Source organism: uncultured Chloroflexus sp. (assembly GCF_937129525.1).
Taxonomy (GTDB): domain Bacteria; phylum Chloroflexota; class Chloroflexia; order Chloroflexales; family Chloroflexaceae; genus Chloroflexus.
This window is the reverse complement of the sequence record NZ_CAKZNK010000014.1, coordinates 1-20,928: the sequence shown is the minus strand read 5'-3', so window position 1 is coordinate 20,928 and position 20,928 is coordinate 1. Positions and strand designations below refer to the sequence as shown.

At 58.4% G+C, this 20,928-nt stretch carries 12 protein-coding genes; 9 read left to right on the top strand and 3 right to left on the bottom strand.

Annotated elements, in window-relative coordinates; all coding sequences use genetic code 11:
- The 3 genes from Q0650_RS00790 to Q0650_RS00780 form a co-directional block, all read right to left on the bottom strand.
- A partial coding sequence (locus Q0650_RS00790) for a biotin/lipoyl-binding protein (RefSeq protein ID WP_298814787.1) occupies positions 1-1,032 on the bottom strand: 1,032 nt, incomplete at its 3' end.
- 12 nt (positions 1,033-1,044) lie between these two features.
- Entirely contained in the window at positions 1,045-1,728 is a 684-nt protein-coding gene (locus Q0650_RS00785; protein ID WP_298814785.1) for an ABC transporter ATP-binding protein, read from the bottom strand.
- Between the two features lie 10 nt (positions 1,729-1,738).
- Positions 1,739-4,126 (bottom strand): ABC transporter permease, encoded by a 2,388-nt coding sequence (locus Q0650_RS00780; RefSeq protein WP_298814782.1) that lies wholly within the window; start codon positions 4,124-4,126, stop codon positions 1,739-1,741.
- A 521-nt stretch (positions 4,127-4,647) separates the two neighbouring features.
- Between Q0650_RS00780 and Q0650_RS00775 the strand changes: the two genes are divergently transcribed.
- The 9 genes from Q0650_RS00775 (at position 4,648) to Q0650_RS00735 (ending at position 20,791) form a co-directional block, all read left to right on the top strand.
- Complete coding sequence (locus Q0650_RS00775; protein WP_298814780.1) at positions 4,648-5,121, top strand: hypothetical protein; 474 nt, start codon at positions 4,648-4,650, stop codon at positions 5,119-5,121.
- 119 nt (positions 5,122-5,240) lie between these two features.
- The gene (locus tag Q0650_RS00770; RefSeq protein WP_298814777.1) at positions 5,241-5,939 is read left to right on the top strand and encodes a response regulator transcription factor; all 699 of its coding nucleotides are present in this window, start codon (positions 5,241-5,243) and stop codon (positions 5,937-5,939) included.
- Positions 5,940-6,056: 117 nt separating this feature from the next.
- Positions 6,057-7,442, top strand: coding sequence for a cell wall metabolism sensor histidine kinase WalK (locus tag Q0650_RS00765; protein WP_298814773.1), 1,386 nt, complete (start codon positions 6,057-6,059; stop codon positions 7,440-7,442).
- 349 nt (positions 7,443-7,791) lie between these two features.
- On the top strand, positions 7,792-11,475 hold the full coding sequence (locus Q0650_RS00760) for a DNA-directed RNA polymerase subunit beta (RefSeq protein WP_298814770.1): 3,684 nt from the start codon (positions 7,792-7,794) through the stop codon (positions 11,473-11,475).
- A gap of 153 nt (positions 11,476-11,628) precedes the next feature.
- On the top strand, positions 11,629-16,128 hold the full coding sequence (gene rpoC, locus Q0650_RS00755) for a DNA-directed RNA polymerase subunit beta' (protein WP_298814768.1): 4,500 nt from the start codon (positions 11,629-11,631) through the stop codon (positions 16,126-16,128).
- Positions 16,129-16,385: 257 nt separating this feature from the next.
- Entirely contained in the window at positions 16,386-18,359 is a 1,974-nt protein-coding gene (locus Q0650_RS00750) for a hypothetical protein (protein WP_298814765.1), read from the top strand.
- Between the two features lie 149 nt (positions 18,360-18,508).
- Positions 18,509-19,267: an SDR family oxidoreductase gene (locus Q0650_RS00745; RefSeq protein WP_298814763.1), complete on the top strand. Its 759-nt coding sequence runs from the start codon at positions 18,509-18,511 to the stop codon at positions 19,265-19,267.
- Between the two features lie 561 nt (positions 19,268-19,828).
- Positions 19,829-20,107, top strand: a complete 279-nt coding sequence (locus tag Q0650_RS00740; RefSeq protein WP_298814760.1) for an Lrp/AsnC family transcriptional regulator — start codon at positions 19,829-19,831, stop codon at positions 20,105-20,107.
- A gap of 153 nt (positions 20,108-20,260) precedes the next feature.
- Complete coding sequence (locus Q0650_RS00735) at positions 20,261-20,791, top strand: single-stranded DNA-binding protein (protein WP_298814757.1); 531 nt, start codon at positions 20,261-20,263, stop codon at positions 20,789-20,791.
- Positions 20,792-20,928 lie beyond the last annotated feature (137 nt).

Below are 20,928 nucleotides of genomic sequence, written 5' to 3'. Positions count from 1 at the left end.
GGCCTGAGCCTGCGCCACCTGCGCCGCCGCCAGCGCGAGCTGAGCCTGACGGGGATCGCCGCGAAGCCGGGCCAGCGTTGCTTCGGCGGCAGCAATGCGCGCATCAAGCGCAGCCAGTTTATCGGCAGCCGGTGGCGCCAGCAACGCGGCCAGTCGCGCCTCAGCTTCACGCACCCGCGCTTCGGCAGCGGCAATCCCCTCAATCTCGGCCTGAGCTGCCTGCTCGGCGGCTACCCGCGCCTGCGCTAACGCAATCTCGGCGTTTTGCACTGCGCGCAGAGCGGCAGCTTCTGCGTCAAGGCGCGCTTGCGGCAACTCATCGTCTCCCAGACGCTGCCGCAGATCCTCATTCTCCCAATAGATACGGCTGTAATCAGCCTGGCGATCACGCACAACGTTTGCCGCTTGTTCAAGCGCCAGTTGAGCGTTGACCTTCGCCGCAGCCAGCGCGCTGCGTTGCGCGGCCAGCGCAGCTACCGCCTGATCGCGCGCCGCCACCGCCTGCTCCACCAGTTCGGCATCTGCGCCGGCCAGCAATTCGGCGCGAGCGGCGCGCGCTTCGGCCAGTTGCGCTTCTGCTGCCTGCACGTCGCTTTGATCTACTGCCAGGGCGACTTGAGTGGCCTGCGCAACTGCCACCTGTAATGCCGCGTCAGCCACTGCTCGCGCTTCGGGCGACGCGCCGGCCAGCAACTGCGCATAACGCGCCTGAGCGCGGGACAGAGCGGCCTCGGCTTGCTCTACCGCTAAAAGCTGCGCGCGGTCATCGAGCCGGATGAGCACCTGCCCGGCAGCCACTGACTCACCTTCATGAACCAGGATTTCACTCACCATCCCGCTGCGCTCAAATCGTAACCAGGCCTGTTGCGCCGGCATCACCCGCCCTTCAACACTTACCGGTAACGTCACTGTGTTCATGGTGGGTAACGGCGGCGCCACCGATTGCGCCCCCGGCCCATTTGGCCCGAAGATGGCATACGCTCCACCCGCAATTAAACCAAGCGCCAGCAGAGGAATGATCAATTTGCGCATAACGACACTCTTTCAGGCAACAATATGACCATCAGACACCAACACCACCCGACCGGCCCGTCGCGCCAGCTCGGCATCGTGGGTAACCATGACAATCGTCGTACCTTGTTGGGCCAGCTCAATAAAGAGCTGAAACACGTCTTCAGCGGTCTGCGAATCGAGATTGCCGGTCGGCTCATCGGCAACCAGCAACGGCGGGTTATTGGCCAGCGCGCGCGCAATTGCCACCCGCTGTTGCTGTCCACCCGACAATGCCAGCGGCAACTTCGCGGCCTGATCGGCCAGTCCCACCCGTTCCAGCAAAGCCAGCGCCCGCGCTTGACGTTCACGCAGCGTGCCAAAGCCGGCAAAATCCATCGGCAACATCACATTTTCCAGCGCTGTGAGCGTCGGCAAGAGCTGAAAAAACTGAAAGACAATCCCTACCGTTCGCCCTCGCCACGCGGCCAAATGCGCCTCTGGCAAGCGCATCAGATCGGCGCCGGCAACCAGCACCTCGCCACTGCTGGCCCGGTCGATACCGGTAATGACATTGAGCAAGGTTGACTTCCCGCTTCCCGATTTCCCGACAATGGCCACAAACTCGCCGGGCGCAATGCGCAGATCAATGCCGCGCAGCGCCAGATAGTCGCCAGCAGCAGTAGTGTAGGCCTTGGTCACCGCTCGCAATTCGATCAATGGTTCGCCGCTTGACATATCACACCGTCTATTCATACGCCAGCGCTTCACGCACTGCTACCCGGGTCGCAGCGCGAGCCGGCAAGATGCTCGCGATCAGGGCAAAAAGGATCACCACCCCTAACCACATCCAGATCGCCGGAAACGAATATGTCCAGATGAGCGGAATATTGAGCAAGGCCATTCCGAAGATGTAAGCCAGCGCATAGCTCATCGGAATTGAGAGGATCACGCCGGCAACCCAGGCCAGCAGGGCAATCGTCAAACCTTCGGTCACCACCAGTTCACGAATGGCGTCATCACTGGCGCCGATGGCGCGCAGAATACCGATCTCGCGGGTTCGTTCGAGCACATTGATGCTGAGCGTACCGGTCAAACCGAGCGCGCCCACTGTTCCGATAATCAAAGCCATAATCGAGAGTGCGCCAGTCGCCAGATTGAAGCGTTCTTCGAGAATGCGCCGCTCGTCGCTCATCGTGCGGATCAGGCGCAGATCGATGCCAAAGGCGGTCAGTTGCTGCTCAATTGCCGCTGCCGCCATAGCATGGCTGAAGGGATCGTGGCCGATTGTTGCTACCCGCAACGTGTCGGTACGCCCCACCCCGCCGTGTTCGGCAGTAAACGCAGTCAGGTCAACATAGGCCTGCGCCGGCATCGTAGGAGGAGTAAAGACTTCGATCAGGCCAACCAGCCGCCATTGCGACTCGTGACCATTGATCGACAACGTCACCCAATCACCCACACGCAGATACGGTTCTTTACTGCGGATATTGGTTGAAAAGACCACTTCCCGCGCGCCAGAACCGGCCAGCCAGCGCCCTTCGGCAATTCGCGGATGGAAGAAATCAGTCTCAGCCGGTAACGCGCGTAGCGCCAGCTCTTCGCCATCGACGCCATCGGGTCGCACTGGAAAGGCCGATGCGCGCAGCGTGCTCTCGATGTGAGTCACGCCTGGCAGCGAGGCAATCGGCGGCATCACCCGCTCGACGCGATAGGTATGCGCCAACTGCACTTCGAGATCATAATTCAACCCGACCAGACTGTCCTCAAGCGTTGCAAACAGCGACGCGCGCTGCGTCATAACCGTCATCAAGACACTGCCACCGAGCGCCAACGCGACCAGCGTGCGCAGCAGTCGGGCGCGCTGCCGAAAAGCGTTGCGCAACGCCAGCAAGGTCGGTCGGCGTAGCCATCGGCCCAACACGCGCGTCAGCAAGGTCACCATTAGCGGCGGTGGCGGTGGCGCCGTCTCGCCGCTCAGCAGCATCCGTACCGGTCGACCCAAAGCGCTGCGGATCGGCCACAATGCAGTCAACACCGGCACCGCAATACCGGCGCCAATCTGCAAAACCAGCACTTCAACACTGAATACCGGCCACGGCAAATCGATATTTAGTTGCCCGCCAAGGAAACCGGCAAACGCCTGCGTTGCCACCATCCCGGCGGGAACAGCTAACATCAACGCCAGCATGCCAAACAAAGCGGCAGTCGCCATATACATTCCGGCCAGTGCGCGCGGTCCGGCGCCAATAGCTGCCATCACCCCAAGCTGGCGCGTCTGCTGACTCAGAATGGCCTGAATGGTGTTGATGCTGAGAAAACTACTGGCAACCAGCGCCAGCAAACCCACGATCGTCATCAACACCGTAATCACAGGTAAAAGCGCTTCAGCCGGATGTTGCAACGGTGGCGGAACGTTCGTGTGCAGCACCGGACGGCCACTCCGTTCAATGAACCGCTCTACTTCACGGGTAACGGCCCGAATGTGATCGAGATCCCGTCGATCGCCGTCAACGACAAAGAGTAGCTGGTTATAGTCCTCTGGCCCACCCAGCCAGCGTAATGTCTCGGCGGTAACGTACACGAACTTCTGGGCGGTAATAACGGCCAGCGGGGTGCTGAGATCGTGGATTGTGCCGGCAATCGGCATAATCCGCTGATCTGCTCCTGGCAATTCGACGATAACCTGATCGCCAATAGCGCCACTCGTTCGCGCCAGCGAGGCCCGTTCCACGAATAGTGCCCGATCAACCGGTGGCCATACCCCGGCCTGCGGATGCACAATTCCAATTCGACGAATTCCATCATCAGGCAAGACCGTCAGAACGGCATCATGCCACTGATCTTCAACCTGGATCCGCGCCGGCACTACCCGCCGTCCTTCGGCAATTGCCACTCCCGGCAAACGCTCAACCGCTTCAGCCAGCTCATCGGGAAACGCTGTCGTAGTGATGGTAGCGCTCGCCGGCTCGATAGCGTAAAAACTGCGCTGTAACTCGCGCTCGATCACGGCGCGAGTGGTCAAGATCACGCCAAACGCGAATACTCCCACCGCAATCGAAAGGGTCACCAGCACCGTTCGGGTCGGAGTGGCACGCGCGTCACGCAGCACTTTACGCCAGCGAGGAGGAAGCATAGGAGCCATCTTTCGCGTCTAAGAGAGCCATGCACTGACAAAAGCCGGTTTGACGAAGCAATCATTCGCGTCATGTCGTCAAAGCGGCGCCCGCACAGGCTGAGTATAGCACGTTTTGATTGATCGATCAATCAACTTATAGATAAGATCCTTCTCGCCATGCACAGAGAGAACGGCAGGTATGTTAGCGCACCTGCCATCGCTCATGTTCATCAAGAACCCCGGTAAACGCTATTAAATCCTGCGTTTGTGGCAGGTGAGATCCTGGCAAACCGTTCGCCGTGGCATTTTGATACTCTTTTAAAACATTCTGCGCTCGCCCAGATTGTGATGGTAGAGGCAACCACTCGCGGGCGACGACGCAAACGATGAGCCAACCTTTGACAGAGAGAGCTGACTTGAATCCAGAAGTCTCCACCGTCCGTTCACGACATCTTCACAATTGATTGCTATCCTGATAGTGGCGCAGGGCACACATAACTCTGCCCGGGAACATTGAGGAGCGTAAGGAGTGTATGCTTATGGAACAACGACGCATCAACTGGATAGCCTGGCTGGCGCTCGGTATTTCGTTGCTGGCGCTGCTAACTGCTCTGGGCAGCCTGGCGATGAGCCGACGCGCGGCCTGGGCAGCCTGGAATATGCCGGGCTGGTCAAATCAACAGGTCGTCCCCAACACACCGCCCGGCTTGCGAGGGCGCGGCGAACACGGCCAGTTCGTTCCACCCGGTTTGCGAGGGCGCGGCGAACACGGCCAGTTTGCCCCGCCCGGCTGGGGCTATCAGATGCCCGGTATGATGGGCGGTAAGGGATGGTGGCGCGGCCTGTTTGACCTGATTGACGGCCTGTTCAAACTGGCTGCGCTGGCCTTACTGATCTGGCTTGGTTTCCGCATCTTCCGCCAGCGCCAGAATCCGCCTGCGGGGCCAACCCCACCGAACACACCGCCGTCACCGCCGCTCACGCCAGCCGGTCACGACCCGCGGGTCGAGTAAAATAAGGGCTGCTGCCGATCTGATTGCATCCACCGGCAGCAAATGGTATCGTAGAAAAGAGGCGCGCGCTGGCGCGCGCCTCGACAGGCATATCGAGTTGGTTAGGCTCTGACAACCGTATGTCACGCGCGATTCTTGTGGTCGATGATGAGCCGGGCATCGTCAAAATTGCCCGCGATTATCTGGAACGAGCCGGCTTCCAGGTGATTAGCGCTGGCGATGGTCAGACTGCGTTGCGGCTGGCTCGCCAGGAGCGCCCGGCGTTAATGGTGCTTGATCTGATGTTGCCCGGTATGGATGGGCTTGATGTCACGCGAGCGCTGCGACAAGACCCCCTGACTGCCCACCTGCCGATCATTATGCTCACCGCGCGCGTGGAAGAGACCGACCGGCTTATCGGGCTTGAGCTGGGCGCCGATGATTACATTACCAAACCGTTTAGCCCGCGCGAACTGGTTGCCCGCGTGCGCGCCGTGCTGCGACGCAGTGAAGGCGCCTTGCAGCCGGGGAAAGTGATTCAAGCCGGTGGCCTGATCATCGACCTCGACCGCCGAATTGTGCGTCGTGATGGCGAAACAATTGAACTGACGGCAACAGAGTTTGATCTGCTGACCGTGCTGGCTAGCGCGCCGGGACGACCATTTACTCGCGCTCAACTGCTCGAACGCATTTATGATACCAGCTATACCGGCTTTGATCGCACTATTGACGCCCATATCAAAAACCTGCGCCGGAAGATCGAGCCTGACCCGAATGGGCCGCCACGCCTGATTTTGACGGTGTATGGCATTGGCTATAAGTTTGCCGAGCAAGATTGATCTGAATTACCAGAAGTGGGCAACTACGCGCCACCACATTGCTGCGCGAGCCGGTTTCGTGACGGACGATAACCTGTCACTACTCCCACGTCAAGACGTTGACCCGTGAGGTCTGCTATGCGCCCGCCGCGCATCTTCAATTTGATGCTCGCCACCTTTGCGCTCGTGATTGTGCTCGGCATCAGCGGGATGGTGTTATCATTCTGGCTGGTGACCCGCTGGAATGATCCGAACCAGATCCGCTGGATAGAAGCCGAAATCGCAGCGCGCGCTCAAGCCGACCAACTGGCCGCCTACTACCGGCAAACCGGTTCGTGGCGCGGCGTTGAGCGACAATTGGGGCCACTGCCGCAGGCCTTCGGTGAGATAGAGTCGACCGTTTCACTGCTTGACAATAATGGGCGGATCATTGCCGGTCGTCGTCGCCCTATCAACGCGCGTGGCAACGAGGCAGTCCGGCGGATTCCGATTGAAGTGAACAACCAGCAGGTCGGCACGCTGGTCATTTCGGTCGTTGACACCGATGAGTCATTTCCAGTCGGGCATCTCAACCGTCGCCCCCTCATCCTGGGTATTCTGGGTGCCGGCGCCGGATTAATGCTCGTCTTGCTCGGTATGGCAGCCATCTTTTCGCGTCGGATCAGCGCGCCTTTGCGTCAAATTAGCGCTGCGGCGCACGCCATCGCCGATGGCGATCATAGCAGCCGGGTACAACCGGCCAATGTGCGTGAACTGGCCGAACTGGCCGAGAGTTTTAACCGGATGGCAACGGCGTTGCAGCAGGCCGATCAGCAGCGACGCCAGCTCACTGCCGATATTGCCCACGAGCTGCGCACTCCGCTGGCAATTATCAAAGGGCGTCTGGAGGGTATTCAAGATGGCGTGTACGAAGCCGACGCCGAACAGATCGAAGCTTTGTTGGCCGAAGTTGCCCTTCTCGAACGCCTGATCAACGATCTCCATCTGCTGGCGCTAGCCGACGCCGGTCAACTGCCGCTCTACCGCGAAAGTGTCGCGCCAGCGATGCTGATCAATGAAGCGGTGCGTTCGTTTGCGCAAAGCGCCGCTGAACGCTCTATTCAGCTCAAGGCTGAAGTAGCGCCTGATCTGCCTGACATCGAGGTCGATCCACAACGAATTGCGCAAGTGCTGAGCAATCTGATCAGCAACGCGCTGCGCCATACGCCGGCGGGCGGCACGATCAACCTGAGCGTCGTTCCAGACTCCGCCGGAGTAGTCTTCAGCGTGCGCGACACCGGCGCTGGAATTGATCCTGCCGATCTGCCGCATATTTTTGATCGCTTCTACCGCGCCGATCGGTCGCGAACCCGCAGCAGCGGCGGCGCCGGCCTGGGCCTGGCCATCGCGCGCCGTCTGGTCGAGGCCCATGGTGGTCAGATCTGGGCTACCAGTCAGACCGGTCGTGGTACCACAGTGAGCTTTCGCCTCCCGGTAGCGCCGGTTATTCCATCGACTGCATCGCCGCAACTGATTTCCGTTTGAGAAAATAATTGATATCACTCATCGTTATTCAAGCCCACGCTGCCCGGAACGTGGTATACTACATATGCGGGCGAGAATCAACAAAATCATCCTTGATCTTTTTGTAAGAGCATGGTATCATCATTTTTCGCGATCTATAAGACGCGCGAAGACAAGCCTGAGCAAACCGATGGCAGGAAGTCCCCGTGTGGGGCGTAACGATCACTGAACTGCGAATTGGGAGTGTGCCAGTCCAACGGCAACCCGCTGATGGGAAGGCCGAGGACGGCTGTTTCTGTTTTTTTCTACCGATACCATCCGCCACGCAAGGTCGTGTGCCTACCCGTAAGTGATTTGAAGAGAGGTGCGTATGCCCCCGTTGATTGAGAGCGTGGTCCTTCAGCCGCTAATCGCCCCGATCGACCCGGGCGCCGATGGTCGCCGGTCACGTCGGATCGAGCGTCGCTCCTTCGCTCGGATTAAAGACGCTATCGATCTGCCGTTGCTGATCGAAACCCAACTCAAGAGTTTTGAATGGTTTAAACGCGAGGGGCTGCGCGAACTCTTCGACGAGATCTCGCCGATCACCGATTTTACCGGCAAGAACCTGGAACTCCACTTCCGTGACTATACCTTTGGCGAGCCACGTTACGATGAGTTCGAATGCCGTGAACGCGATCTCACCTATGCTGCGCCACTGCGCGTGCGAGTCGAGCTGCGGATCTTGACCACCGGTGAGATCAAGGAATCTGAGATCTTCCTCGGTGATTTTCCCATCATGACCGACAACGGCACCTTTGTGTACAACGGAGCCGAACGGGTGGTGGTGTCGCAGTTGATCCGCTCGCCCGGCGTCTACTTCAAAGATGAGAAGGATCCTACCAGCGGTCGCTCGCTGCATGCGGCCAAGCTGATCCCGAATCGCGGCGCCTGGCTCGAATTTGAGACCAACAAGCGCGATGTGATCAGCGTCAAGGTTGATCGCAAGCGCAAGATCCCGGTCACTATTTTGCTGCGAGCCATTACCGCATGGCTGGCCGAAGAAGATGGCAGCGGGCGCTGGGCACCAGATAATGAGCTTGACAAGTACGGACACAATGATCAGATTATCGAGTTGTTCCGCCACGTCGATACCGTGGCCGAGCATCCGTATATCCAGGCGACACTTGATAAGGATCCGTCGCGCAACGCGAAAGAGGCGCTGCTTGAGCTGTACAAGCGGTTGCGGCCCGGCGATCCGCCTACCCTTGAGAATGCGCGCACCTTGATCGAATCGCTCCTCTTTAACCCGCGCCGCTATGATCTGGCTAAGGTGGGTCGCTACAAGCTTAACAAGAACCTCTGGGAGCGTGATTCCCGCCGTAGCAACGCTAAATCGCCCGATCTGAGCGTGCGCGTATTGCTCCCGCGTGACATCTTCCGGATCGTTGAGCAGATGATCCTGCTCAATAATGGTCACGGTCGGCCCGATGACATCGACCATCTCGGCAACCGGCGCGTGCGCACTGTCGGTGAGCTGATCCAGCAGCAGTTCCGCGTCGGCCTGCTCCGCCTCGAGCGGGTCGTTAAAGAGCGCATGTCACTGCAAGAGCCAGCCAGTGCTACCCCGAATGGCCTGATCAATATCCGGCCAGTCGTGGCAGCGATGCGCGAATTCTTCGGCGGGTCGCAGTTGAGCCAGTTTATGGATCAAACCAATCCGCTCGCCGAGCTGACCAACAAACGCCGTCTCTCGGCGCTCGGTCCGGGTGGTCTCTCTCGCGACCGCGCCGGCTTTGAAGTGCGCGACGTGCATCACTCGCACTACGGACGAATCTGCCCGGTAGAGACGCCGGAAGGCCCGAATATCGGCCTGATCGGCACTATGTCAACGTTCGCCCGCGTCAACGAAATGGGTTTCCTCGAAACCCCTTACCGCAAGGTCTATAACACCGTTGACAATGTTCAGGTCTGGAAAGAGAAGGGCATTTTGCTCCGCGATGTGCGCGATCTGCGCACCGGTGAGCTGATTGCCGCTAAAGGCACTCGGGTTGATGACCAGATTGCCCGCCAGATTACAGTTGGCTTGCTACGCGGTCAGATTCTGCGCGAGGATATTGTTGATCCTGATACCGATGAAGTGATCGCCGAGGCCGGCACTGAGATCAATCGCGCTCTGGCGGAACGAATTGCAGCATTGCCACTGAAGCATATCAAGATCCGACCGGTTGTGTCACAAGAGGTTGATTACCTGAGCGCCGATGAAGAGGATCGGTTTGTCATCGTGCAGGCGAATGCGCCGCTCGATGAACATAACCGCTTCCTGGAAACAACCGTCTCGTGCCGCTTTGGCGAGGATTTCGTGACCGAACGAGTCGAGCGCGTCGATTATATGGACGTGTCACCCAAGCAGGTGGTCAGCGTTTCGACTTCGCTTATCCCCTTCCTCGAGCACGATGACGCTAACCGCGCGCTGATGGGTTCGAACATGCAACGACAGGCAGTGCCATTGCTGCGTCCCGATGCGCCGATTGTCGGCACCGGGATGGAGTACCGCGCTGCCCGCGATAGCGGTCAGGTGGTTGTAGCGCGCCGCACTGGTACGGTGATTAGCGCAACCAGCAACCGGATCGTGATTGAAGAAGATGACGGCACGCAGACTGAATATCGTTTGCGCAAGTTTATGCGCAGTAACCAGGACACCTGCATCAATCAGCGTCCGGCAGTGGTGAAGGGTCAGCGCGTGCGCGCCGGTGACGTGATTGCCGATAGCTCGAGCACCGATCAGGGTGAACTGGCGCTCGGTCAGAATGTGCTGGTTGCTTATATGCCGTGGGAAGGCGGGAATTTCGAGGACGCCATCCTGGTGAGCGAGCGCCTGGTGCGCGAAGACATCTTTACCTCGATCCATATCGAAAAGTACGAGGTTGAAGCGCGTGACACCAAGCTCGGCCCCGAAGAGATTACCCGCGACATTCCCAACGTTGGCCAGGAGAGCCTGCGCAATCTCGATGAGCGCGGTATCATCTACATCGGCGCAGAAGTGCAGCCAAACGATATTCTGGTCGGCAAGATTACCCCCAAGGGTGAAACCGATTTGACGGCTGAAGAGCGACTGTTGCGCGCTATCTTCGGCGAAAAGGCGCGTGAAGTGAAAGATAGTTCTTTGCGCGTGCCCAACGGTGTGCGCGGCAAGGTCATCGATGTGAAGGTCTTCTCGCGCAGTGAAGGCGCTGAATTGCCGGTCGGCGTGAACCAGACTGTGCGCGTGTTGCTCTGCCAGAAGCGCAAGATCAGCGCTGGCGATAAGATGGCCGGTCGCCACGGAAATAAGGGTGTGGTATCGCGGGTGCTGCCGATCGAGGATATGCCGTTCCTGCCCGATGGTCGTCCGGTTGACATCATCCTCAACCCGATCGGCGTGCCGTCGCGTATGAATATCGGCCAGATCCTTGAAACGCACCTCGGCTGGGCCGCCGCTCGCCTTGGCTTCCGTGTCGCTACGCCGGTGTTCGACGGCGCGCACGAAGATCAGATCAAGAATCTGTTGATCGAGGCCGGGTTACCCCCTGATGGCAAGGTGACGCTCTATGACGGTCGCACTGGCGAAAAGTTTGACCATCCGGTCACCGTCGGCTATGCCTATATGCTGAAGCTGGCCCACCTGGTCGAAGACAAAATTCACGCCCGTTCGACTGGCCCCTACAGCCTGGTTACTCAGCAACCGCTCGGCGGTAAAGCTCAGTTCGGTGGTCAGCGCTTCGGTGAGATGGAGGTTTGGGCGCTGGAAGCCTACGGCGCCGCCTACACTCTGCAAGAGATGTTGACCGTCAAATCGGATGATGTGGTCGGTCGCGTCAAGACCTACGAGGCAATTGTGAAGGGTGAGCCGATCCAGGAGGCCGGTGTGCCCGAAAGCTTCAAGGTTCTGATTAAAGAATTGCAGAGCCTCGGCCTCAATGTCGAAGTATTGAGCGCCGACGAGAAGCCGGTGGAGCTGAGCGATGACCTCGATAGCGACATCGGCGCGCTCGAAGGTATCAACCTGAGTGGTATGGAACGCGGCGAGTTCTAGCTCAATCCTGACGCGCGAGACGGGATTGGACTCCCGTCTCGCATTCACGCAAAACACAACGGATCTGATCTCATCGCTGCGCCATCGCGGTGGCGCCAACCGCGTCGGCGCGTCTAATCTGGCGGTTCTCTCCCGCGACAGGAGTAAGTCCACATGCTGGAAATTAACGACTTCAACGCCATTCGGATCAGTCTCGCTTCACCTGAGGATATCCGATCGTGGTCACACGGCGAAGTCACCAAGCCTGAAACTATCAACTATCGCACGCTCAAGCCCGAACGCGATGGGTTGTTCTGCGAACGCATCTTCGGTCCGACCAAGGACTGGGAGTGTTTTTGTGGTAAATACAAGCGGGTGCGTTACAAGGGCGTTGTCTGCGACAAGTGCGGCGTCGAAGTGACGCGGGCCAAGGTTCGCCGCGAGCGGATGGGACACATCAACCTGGCCTCACCGGTAAGCCATATCTGGTTTGTCAAGGGCACCCCTTCACGACTCGGTCTCTTGCTCGATATTTCGCCGCGCAATCTGGAGCGCGTGCTCTACTTTGCCTCATACATCATCGTTGAGGTCAAGGAAGATATGCTTCAGGTGGCGCGCGAGATGATCCAGGAAGAGTACGCCGCGCGCCGCGAGAAGATCCAAAAGCAGGCGGAAGAGAAGCGGATTGAGCTGAGTACGCAGCTCACGCAGGATCTGGGCGGGATGGAGACGGCTCAGCGCAGCACCCAACACCAGATCGAAGAGGAGTACCGCCGCCTGCGCGATGAGATTGCCGGCGAGGCAGAGCGCTTGCGCGAACGGCTGGAAGAATTGACCGGCACCCTGGCCGACGAAGATATTATCTTCCGAGGCGTAACGGTGGTTGAAGAGGGTGAGCCGATCACCGAGAACACGCTCGACCAGCTTGACGAACTGGTTGAGCAAGAGCTTGATGTGCTCGAAGAGCGTCGCCGTCGCGATCTGGCCGACGCCGAAATGCTGACCGATGCTGAGCGTGAGCGCAAGGCGTATGAGGCCACCCAAGAGCAAGAGCGGTTGCAAGAGCGACTCCAGCGCGAGCTTGATAATCTGATGCGCGAAGAGAAAGAGAAGCTCGAGCAGCTCGATAATCTGAAGGTAGGCCGGATCATCACCGAGACTGAGTATCGCCAGTTGCGCGAAATTGCTCCCGGCGTCTTCCGTGCCGATATGGGTGCCGGCGCAGTGCGCGAGTTGATCGAGCGCACAGTTAATCTGGAGAAACTAGCCGAAGAGTTGCAGATGGAAGTGCAGACTTCACAGGGTCAACGCCGCAAGAAGGCAACCAAGCGGCTGCGCGTGGTAGAAGCCTTCCGCAAGAGCGGCAATCGGCCCGAGTGGATGATCCTCACCGTGCTGCCGGTGATTCCACCTGACCTGCGCCCGATGGTGCAGCTCGATGGCGGTCGCTTTGCAACCAGCGACTTGAACGATCTCTACCGCCGGGTTATCAATCGCAATAATCGCCTCAAGCGGCTGATCGAACTCAATGCGCCGGAAATTATCGTCCGCAACGAGAAGCGCATGCTGCAAGAGGCAGTTGATGCGCTGATCGATAATGGCCGCCGCGGTCGCGCAGTGAGCGGCAAGGGTAAGCATCGCCTGAAGAGCCTGAGCGATATGCTCAAGGGCAAGCAGGGTCGCTTCCGCCAGAACCTGCTCGGTAAGCGCGTAGACTATTCTGGTCGCTCAGTGATTGTGGTCGGCCCTAACCTGCAATTGCACCAGTGCGGTCTGCCCAAGAAGATGGCGCTGGAGCTGTTTAAGCCGTTTGTGATGCGCCGATTGGTCGAACGCGGCGTTGCCCACAATATCAAGAATGCCAAGCGCGCCGTTGAGCGAGTGCGCCCTGAAGTCTGGGATGCGCTCGAAGAGGTGATTAAGGACTATCTGGTGCTGCTCAACCGAGCGCCGTCGCTTCACCGCCTCTCGATTCAGGCGTTTGAAGCCAAACTGATCGAAGGGTCGGCCATTCAGCTCCATCCGCTTGTCTGCGCGGCCTTTAACGCCGACTTCGATGGTGACCAGATGGCAGTACACGTGCCGCTCTCACGCAAAGCGCAGGAAGAGGCGCGCACCCGGATGTTGAGCAAATACAACCTGCTTAGTCCGGCCCATGGCGAACCGATCATCACACCGTCGCAGGACATCGTGCTTGGTTGCTACTATCTGACCATGGTGCGCGATGGCGCTAAAGGTTCGGGCAAGCGGTTTGCTTCGATCGACGAAGCAATGCTGGCGTATGAGAAGGATCTGGTTGACATCCAGGCGCCAATCTGGATCCGGATGAACGGCGCCATTTCCGGGAAGAGTGACCGGCCTGTGCGCGAATTGCCACCCGCTGCCGATGGCACGCCGCGCATGGTGATCGAGACCACGATTGGGCGCGTATTGCTCAACAACGAGCTGCAACCGCCGCTACGTTTTCGCAATCGCCTGATCGACAAGAAGGGTCTCAAGGAGATCATCGCCGATTGCTATCAGTACTACACTAACCTGCGCAATCTGAGCGAAAACCAGCTCAACGAGGTGCGCGCCGCGCACGGCAATAAGCACGTGCAGGAATTGGCCCGCATTTACGGTTCCGAGATGACAGCCCAACAGGCTGACCGGATCAAGGCGCTCGGCTTCCGCTATGCCACTCTCGGCGGAATGACGATCGGCATTGATGATATCGAAGTGCCGGCCAAGAAATATGACATCGTTCGCGAAGCCGAGCAACAGGTCGCTGATGTTGAGAAGCAGTTCCGCCGCGGTCTGATCACCGAAGAGGAGCGCTACCAGGAAGTAGTGCGGATCTGGCAAGAGGCAACCAAGCAGACGATCAACGCGGTGAAGGAAAACCTCAACCCCTTCGGCCCGGTAGCGATGATGTCAACGTCAGGCGCGCGCGGTAACATTAACCAGATCTCACAGATGGCCGGTATGCGTGGCTTGATGTCAGATCCCACTGGCCGGATTATCGAGCTACCGATTAAGGCAAACTTCCGTGAGGGGCTGTCGGTGCTTGACTACTTCGTCTCCACCCACGGTGGACGCAAGGGTCTGGCCGACACCGCGTTGCGCACTGCCGACGCTGGCTACCTTACCCGCCGGCTGGTTGATGTGGCGCAAGATGTCATCATTACGATTGAAGACTGTGGCACCGAAGAGGGTCTGTGGCTCCACGGCGCCGATGATAACGAGTTAATGGAAAAGCTGCAAGTGCGGATACTTGGCCGCATCCTTGCAGCGCCGATCTACCACAAAGAGACGGGCGAGCTGATCGCCGACCGCAATACCGAAATTGATGAAGAACTGGCCACCGCAATTATGGCTGCCGGACAGGAGTCGGTGTTTGTTCGGTCGCCGCTCACCTGCCAGGCCGAGCATGGTCTCTGCCGGCTCTGCTATGGGCGCAATCTGGCCACCGGCAAGCTGGTTGAAATCGGCGAAGCGGTCGGGATTATCGCGGCTCAATCGATTGGCGAGCCGGGTACGCAGCTTACGTTGCGTACCTTCCACACCGGTGGCGTGGCTTCAGCAGATGACATTACGCAGGGTCTGCCCCGCGTGCAAGAGATCTTTGAAGCGCGTGTGCCAAAAGGCAAGGCCTTGCTGGCCGAAATCGATGGCGTGGTGCAGATCACGCGCGATGAAGAAGGCGTGCGCACCATCCGCATCGTCTCGACTGATGTCTACACCGACGAGTATCCGCTGGGACGAGGATTTACGCCAACCATCGAGCATGAGAGCGATGTTCACGAAGGACAGGTGATTGCTGAAGGGCCGGGAGGCGCGCAGATCATTGCTCGCCTGACCGGTAAGGCCTTTGTCCAGCCTGACCGGATCGTGATCAGCCAGGAAGATCACGAAGAGCGAGAGCTGGTAGTGCCGCACAATTCTCGCATCCGGGTAGAGAATGGCGAGCGGGTGATGGCCGGCCAGCAATTGACCGATGGTAGCGCCAACCCGCAAGAACTGCTCGAATTGCAGGGCCGTGAAGCCGTGCAGCGCTATCTGGTCAACGAAGCGCAAAAGGTCTACCGCTCGCAAGGCGTTAACATCAACGACAAGCACATCGAAGTAATTGTGCGCCAGATGTTGCGGCGCGTGCGGATCGAGGAACCCGGTGATACCGGTTTGCTCCCGGGTGAGCTGGTCGATAGCACGGAATTCCGCCGTCTTAACAACGACATCGTCAGTCAGGGCGGTGATCCGGCCACGGCGGCAACTATGCTGCTGGGCATCACCAAAGCCTCACTCAACACCGACAGTTTCCTGGCAGCAGCTTCGTTCCAGGAGACGACTCGCGTTCTCACCGATGCCGCCATTCAGGGCAAGGTCGATTATCTGCGCGGCTTGAAGGAGAATGTCGTGATCGGCAAGCTCATTCCAGCCGGCACCGGTATCGAAAAGCGGCTTGAGCGTCCGCACGAGGATCTGATCAGCGAAATGGCGCGCATGCTCGAAGAGGTGCAACAGACTGAAGAGAAGTCGGCTGAAACGCCACGCGCGACTGCGTTGCCGTCAACCAACGGGAACCCTGCGCCACAAAGCGATAGCGACGCTCTGCTACGCGCTCGTCTCGAGGAGTTGCTGTCGGGCGATAACGATATTGAGATCGATGAAGATGATGATTCATTCCCGGCCTGAGGTCGGGTTTGGGGTCAAACAAGTCGTACCGCCTGACGATGGTCTGCGCGGTACGACGGTCATACCCGCTACTGTATGGCTGACCCGCTAGTCACAATATTTATCGCAACTGACAGGGATGTAGCAATTGCTACATCCCTGTTTGCATGTCACTCCCGAGAGATACTGCCGTATACTGTAGTTGCCTGTTCGCTTTTCTGACGCGAGAACAGGCTAAACCGGTTCCGCTCTGATAATCCACGCGAGGTTCCAGCACAGTGAGAACGGCGATCGTCTTCTGGTTGGGCAACCAGATCAGGCAGGAATGGCGCGCTCTGCGCGCGCCGGCGCTCTGGCTGGCATTGGTTGTCATCGTTGCCAGCGCAGTCCTTTCGGCTCAGCTACCACATCAATATACAATAGATGTCGGATACGAAGAGGGAGTAGGCAATGCCGATCTCCCACTCCTGCGCGATTTCAACACCAGCGAGCTGTACCGCTACGGTCAATTTCGCTGGACGGCAGGCAACTCTAGCATCGATCTACCCGGAATAGGAACCCGCAATACTGTTCTTGTCTTAAGCTGGCTCCCGATCGGCGACACAATTGTCGAACGTGTCCCATCTCAATACCAGGTCTGGATTGACGATCAACTGGTGGCCGACATACCGACGCGGTCGTCGGGTGGCCGGGACTGGCTGGTCTTGCCTGCGGACACCGATGGTCGCCTGCGTATCCGCCTGGTCAGCGACACATTCAGGCCAGAGCAAGACCCGCGCCTGCTGGGTTTGCCGCTCGACCGGGTGGTCGTCATTGCTACAGCCACGATCCCGACATGGCCAGAACTTGAGCCATTAGGGTACTGGTTGGGCGCAATGCTGCTGGGCTGGCTTATCCTCTACCGAACACTTAACTCCGGTGCGGTTTGGGGATTGGCCATTGGGACAGGCGCGCTCGCCATCGCGCTTCTGATCGATCCCGTTCGATCGGCGTTTGGCGCTCAACCTGCGTTCACTGCGCTGATCCTCGCCTACCCACTTACCCTGGCCGCGCAGACCGGACTACGCGCGATCATTGCCGATCACGCGATTGCTCACCATCTAAGCGCAATCGCTGCTATTAGTTTTGCCACCCGGATTGGCGGTCGATTCTACCCCGCCAGTATGCACGGTGACATCGGCTTTCACACCAATCGCTTTCATGAAGCGTTAGGCGGGTTGATCACCATCGTCTCGCGCAATCGCGGGATCGACTTTCCCTATCCACCCGGACCTTACCTGTTACTGGCACCGGGCCGCGTGTTGGGAATCGAAACGCCACTCCTCTTGCAGATTGGCGCTGCGCTGGCCGATAGTCTCGGCGCAATTATGGTCTACTTCATCGCGCGGCGAGCGCTCGCGCCGCGACCTGCCTTGCTGGCGGCAGGCATCTATGCCTTTACCGCTGCCACCTACCTGACCACATGGTGGTCATTCGACACGCACATCATCACCCAATTCCTTTACCTTACGCTGATCTGGGTTGTCATCAGAGCCTGGGAAGACTGGCAGGCCCACCAGTATCAGCGTGAATGGGCATTGGGAGTCGCCGCCATGTGCGCCGCAGTCTGCCTCGGACATTTTGGCTTTCTGATCAGCACTGTCGCCCTGCTTGGTCTCTTACTGACGATTGTCTGGCCGGCAAGCTGGATGGGCGCAGCCTGGGCACAACGAGTTCGCTGGCCACTCACGATCGGGATCGGCGTCGGCCTACTCTTCGCTATCATCTTCTTCTACAGCGCATACATCCCGATGTTTCTGAAACAACTGGAGACGGCTCGCGAAGGCGGATTGTCTGCCGTCGCCAATCGGGCCCCGGTCAGCCGTGACACGCTCTGGCAAACCCTCTGGCAGGCCGGCCTGATCGCGCATTACGGCTTTTTGCCATTACCATTCGCCATTGTTGGGCTTTGGCTCGTGTGGCGCTGGCAGGGATGGCAAATCACAACGGCGCTGATGGGCCTGAGCTGGGTCGTTGCCATCATCTTCGCCGTCTTGCCATTCATCACGCTGGTCTCGAACAGTCCGCGCTACCTGATGGCGCTTGGCTGGGCGATTGCGCTTGGCGCAGCGGCAACAACCGATGCGCTCTGGCGACGCGGGTGGGCTGGCAAACTGAGTGTCATCGGCGCCGGCGCGCTGGTTTTGCTCAACACACTCTGGTACTGGCTCACCCCTATGCTCTGGCGCGCGCGGCCCCCAGAGCCATTTTAAATGTGCGTTGCGTGAGCTTGTCCAACCAGACCACGCTTTTCACCGTCAAAACCGGCTATCTCATATCGCGCCAGCGCAAATATTACGATACAACATCGTACTATAATACTGTTTACATTCCGCAGTTTTCGAACTTTTGGAGGCATATCGTGAGCAGTGACTTCGCAGGAAAGGTTGCCCTTGTTACCGGTGGCGCTTCCGGGATTGGTCGAGCCAGTGCCCTGGCTTTTGCGCGCGAGGGAGCCAGAGTTGTTGTGGCCGACGTATCTGTGGCGGGTGGCGAGGAAACGGTAGCCCAGATCAAAGCTGCCGGCGGTGAGGCTCTTTTTGTGCCAACTGATGTCTCACAAGCAGGAGCAGTGGCAGCGTTAATCAACCATATTATCGAGCAGTATGGTCGCCTCGATTTTGCCCACAATAATGCTGCCATCGAAGGAGCCATCGCAGCGACGGCTGATTATACCGAAGACGACTGGGATCGCGCGATCAATGTCAATCTCAAAGGTACCTGGCTATGCATGAAGTACGAAATTCAGCACATGCTGCGCCAGGGCGGAGGAAGCATCGTTAACACAGCCTCTGTGGTCGGGCTGGTGGGAACGCCGGGTATTCCTGCTTATTGCGCCGCTAAAGGCGGTGTAATTCAGCTTACAAAAGCTGCGGCGCTGGAATATGCCAAAGCAGGCATTCGCATCAATGCGATCTGCCCTGGCGCCATTCAAACACCGATGCTCAATCGCCTGCTGGCACAGCCTGGCGCAGAAACCGGCACATTGGCCTCAATCCCGTTGGGCCGGATCGGCCAACCAGAAGAAGTCGCTGGCGCGGTCATCTGGCTATGCTCACCGGCAGCGTCTTACGTGACCGGCCATATCATGGTCGTCGATGGTGGCATGGTGGCTCAGTAACATGAGCCAGTGGTATTGAGGTACGTCACGCACTGGTAGCACAATTTGTCAACGGCCAGCAATGAAACCGGCATATCTGCTGTAGCGCGCTTCAGCCAGACGAATGCCGGTTTATCCTTATGCGCATCGCATCATTTCAGTGAGGAAAACACGCTCACAATACCTGCCAATCGACGACATAACCTCATCAGCGTTGCAAATCGGTGCGTTATTTCCGAACACCGTCACCGGCATCTTCCCAGACCGCTACGCGCTGACCCAGGCTGCCCTCGCTCTTACCTGGCGGGAACAGAGCGGATGGCCTATACCACAACCTTCCATACTTTGTTAAGACCGACACGCAACAACTGGCGCAACGGGCAGGCACGATCTCCACCGTCACGGAAGTTATCGAACCGATTGAGAAACTGCTTTGGGATGGAATGAAGCCAGTGAAAACCGGCTTCCTGCCTCGCCATTGCCGCGCGAAGATCAGGCCAGACACCGGGTATCCAACTGCCAGACTTATATCATCTGGTATGATGAAGACAATTAACTGCCAGCGAGCAAAGGAGCACGCGAATGGTCACTGCATTTGTATTCATCACTTGCGAACCGCAACGGATCAGCGACATCGCGCAAGAAGTTGCCGAGCTGCCAAACGTTGCCGAAGTCTATTCGGTGACCGGCGAGTACGACATTATCGCTGTCTTGCGCGTCAACGCTTACGAATCGCTCGACGACGCCGTGCCTGGCGGAATCGCCCGCATTCCCGGCGTTCGCCACACGACAACGGTGCTCGCCTTCCGGCGCTATTCGCGGCGCGACCTCGAAGCGGGGTTCGACATCGGCCTCTCATAACCGGCTGAATAGTAACCAATCTGTCAGTAAAATCGCTTGACGGCGACTAAAGCAAGTGTTATAATTCGCACAATAGTTCGAAAACGTGCGGGGAAGCTCTCGCTCGGTTCGGTACTGTCGGGACGATCACACACGAGAGACGAGGAGGGTGCAATGGCGAAGGACTTAAACAAGGTACAGTTGACGGGTCATCTTGGCGCCGATCCTGAAATGCGTTACACCGCACAAGGAAGCGCCGTAACCACATTCCGGGTAGCGAGCAACCGCACGTGGCGCGACAAAGACGGCAATGCTCACGAAGAGACCGAATGGTTCCGCATTGTCGCCTGGGATAAGCTAGGCGAAATCTGCAACCAGTATCTCACGAAGGGTACGCGCGTCTACATCGAGGGCCGTCTCCAGACTCGTAAATGGATTGATCGTGACGGGCAAGAGCGCTACACCACAGAAGTTATTGCGCAGGACATGATCATCCTCTCGGCAAAAGGCGAGCGCGGTCAAGTGCCTGATGCCGAGCAAGTTTACGACGAACCGGTTGAAGAGCCGGTGCAACGCACTCCACCACCTCCCCCAACCGGCACCTCGCGGTCTGTCGGCAATACGCCAACAGCGCGCCCGCCAGCAAGTCGAACACCAGCGCGCAATCAGCCGCAGCCGCTGGATGATGAGGATATTCCGTTTTAATCCTTTGTTTGCTCGTAGCTCAGGGTGAAGTCGTTATTCACCCTGAGCCTTCTTACGATGCGCAGTTGAATCCGCGTAACCCATCTGTGCTGCGCGCAGCCAGTTTGGAGCGTTTCATAGCTTCTTTGCCCACCAGA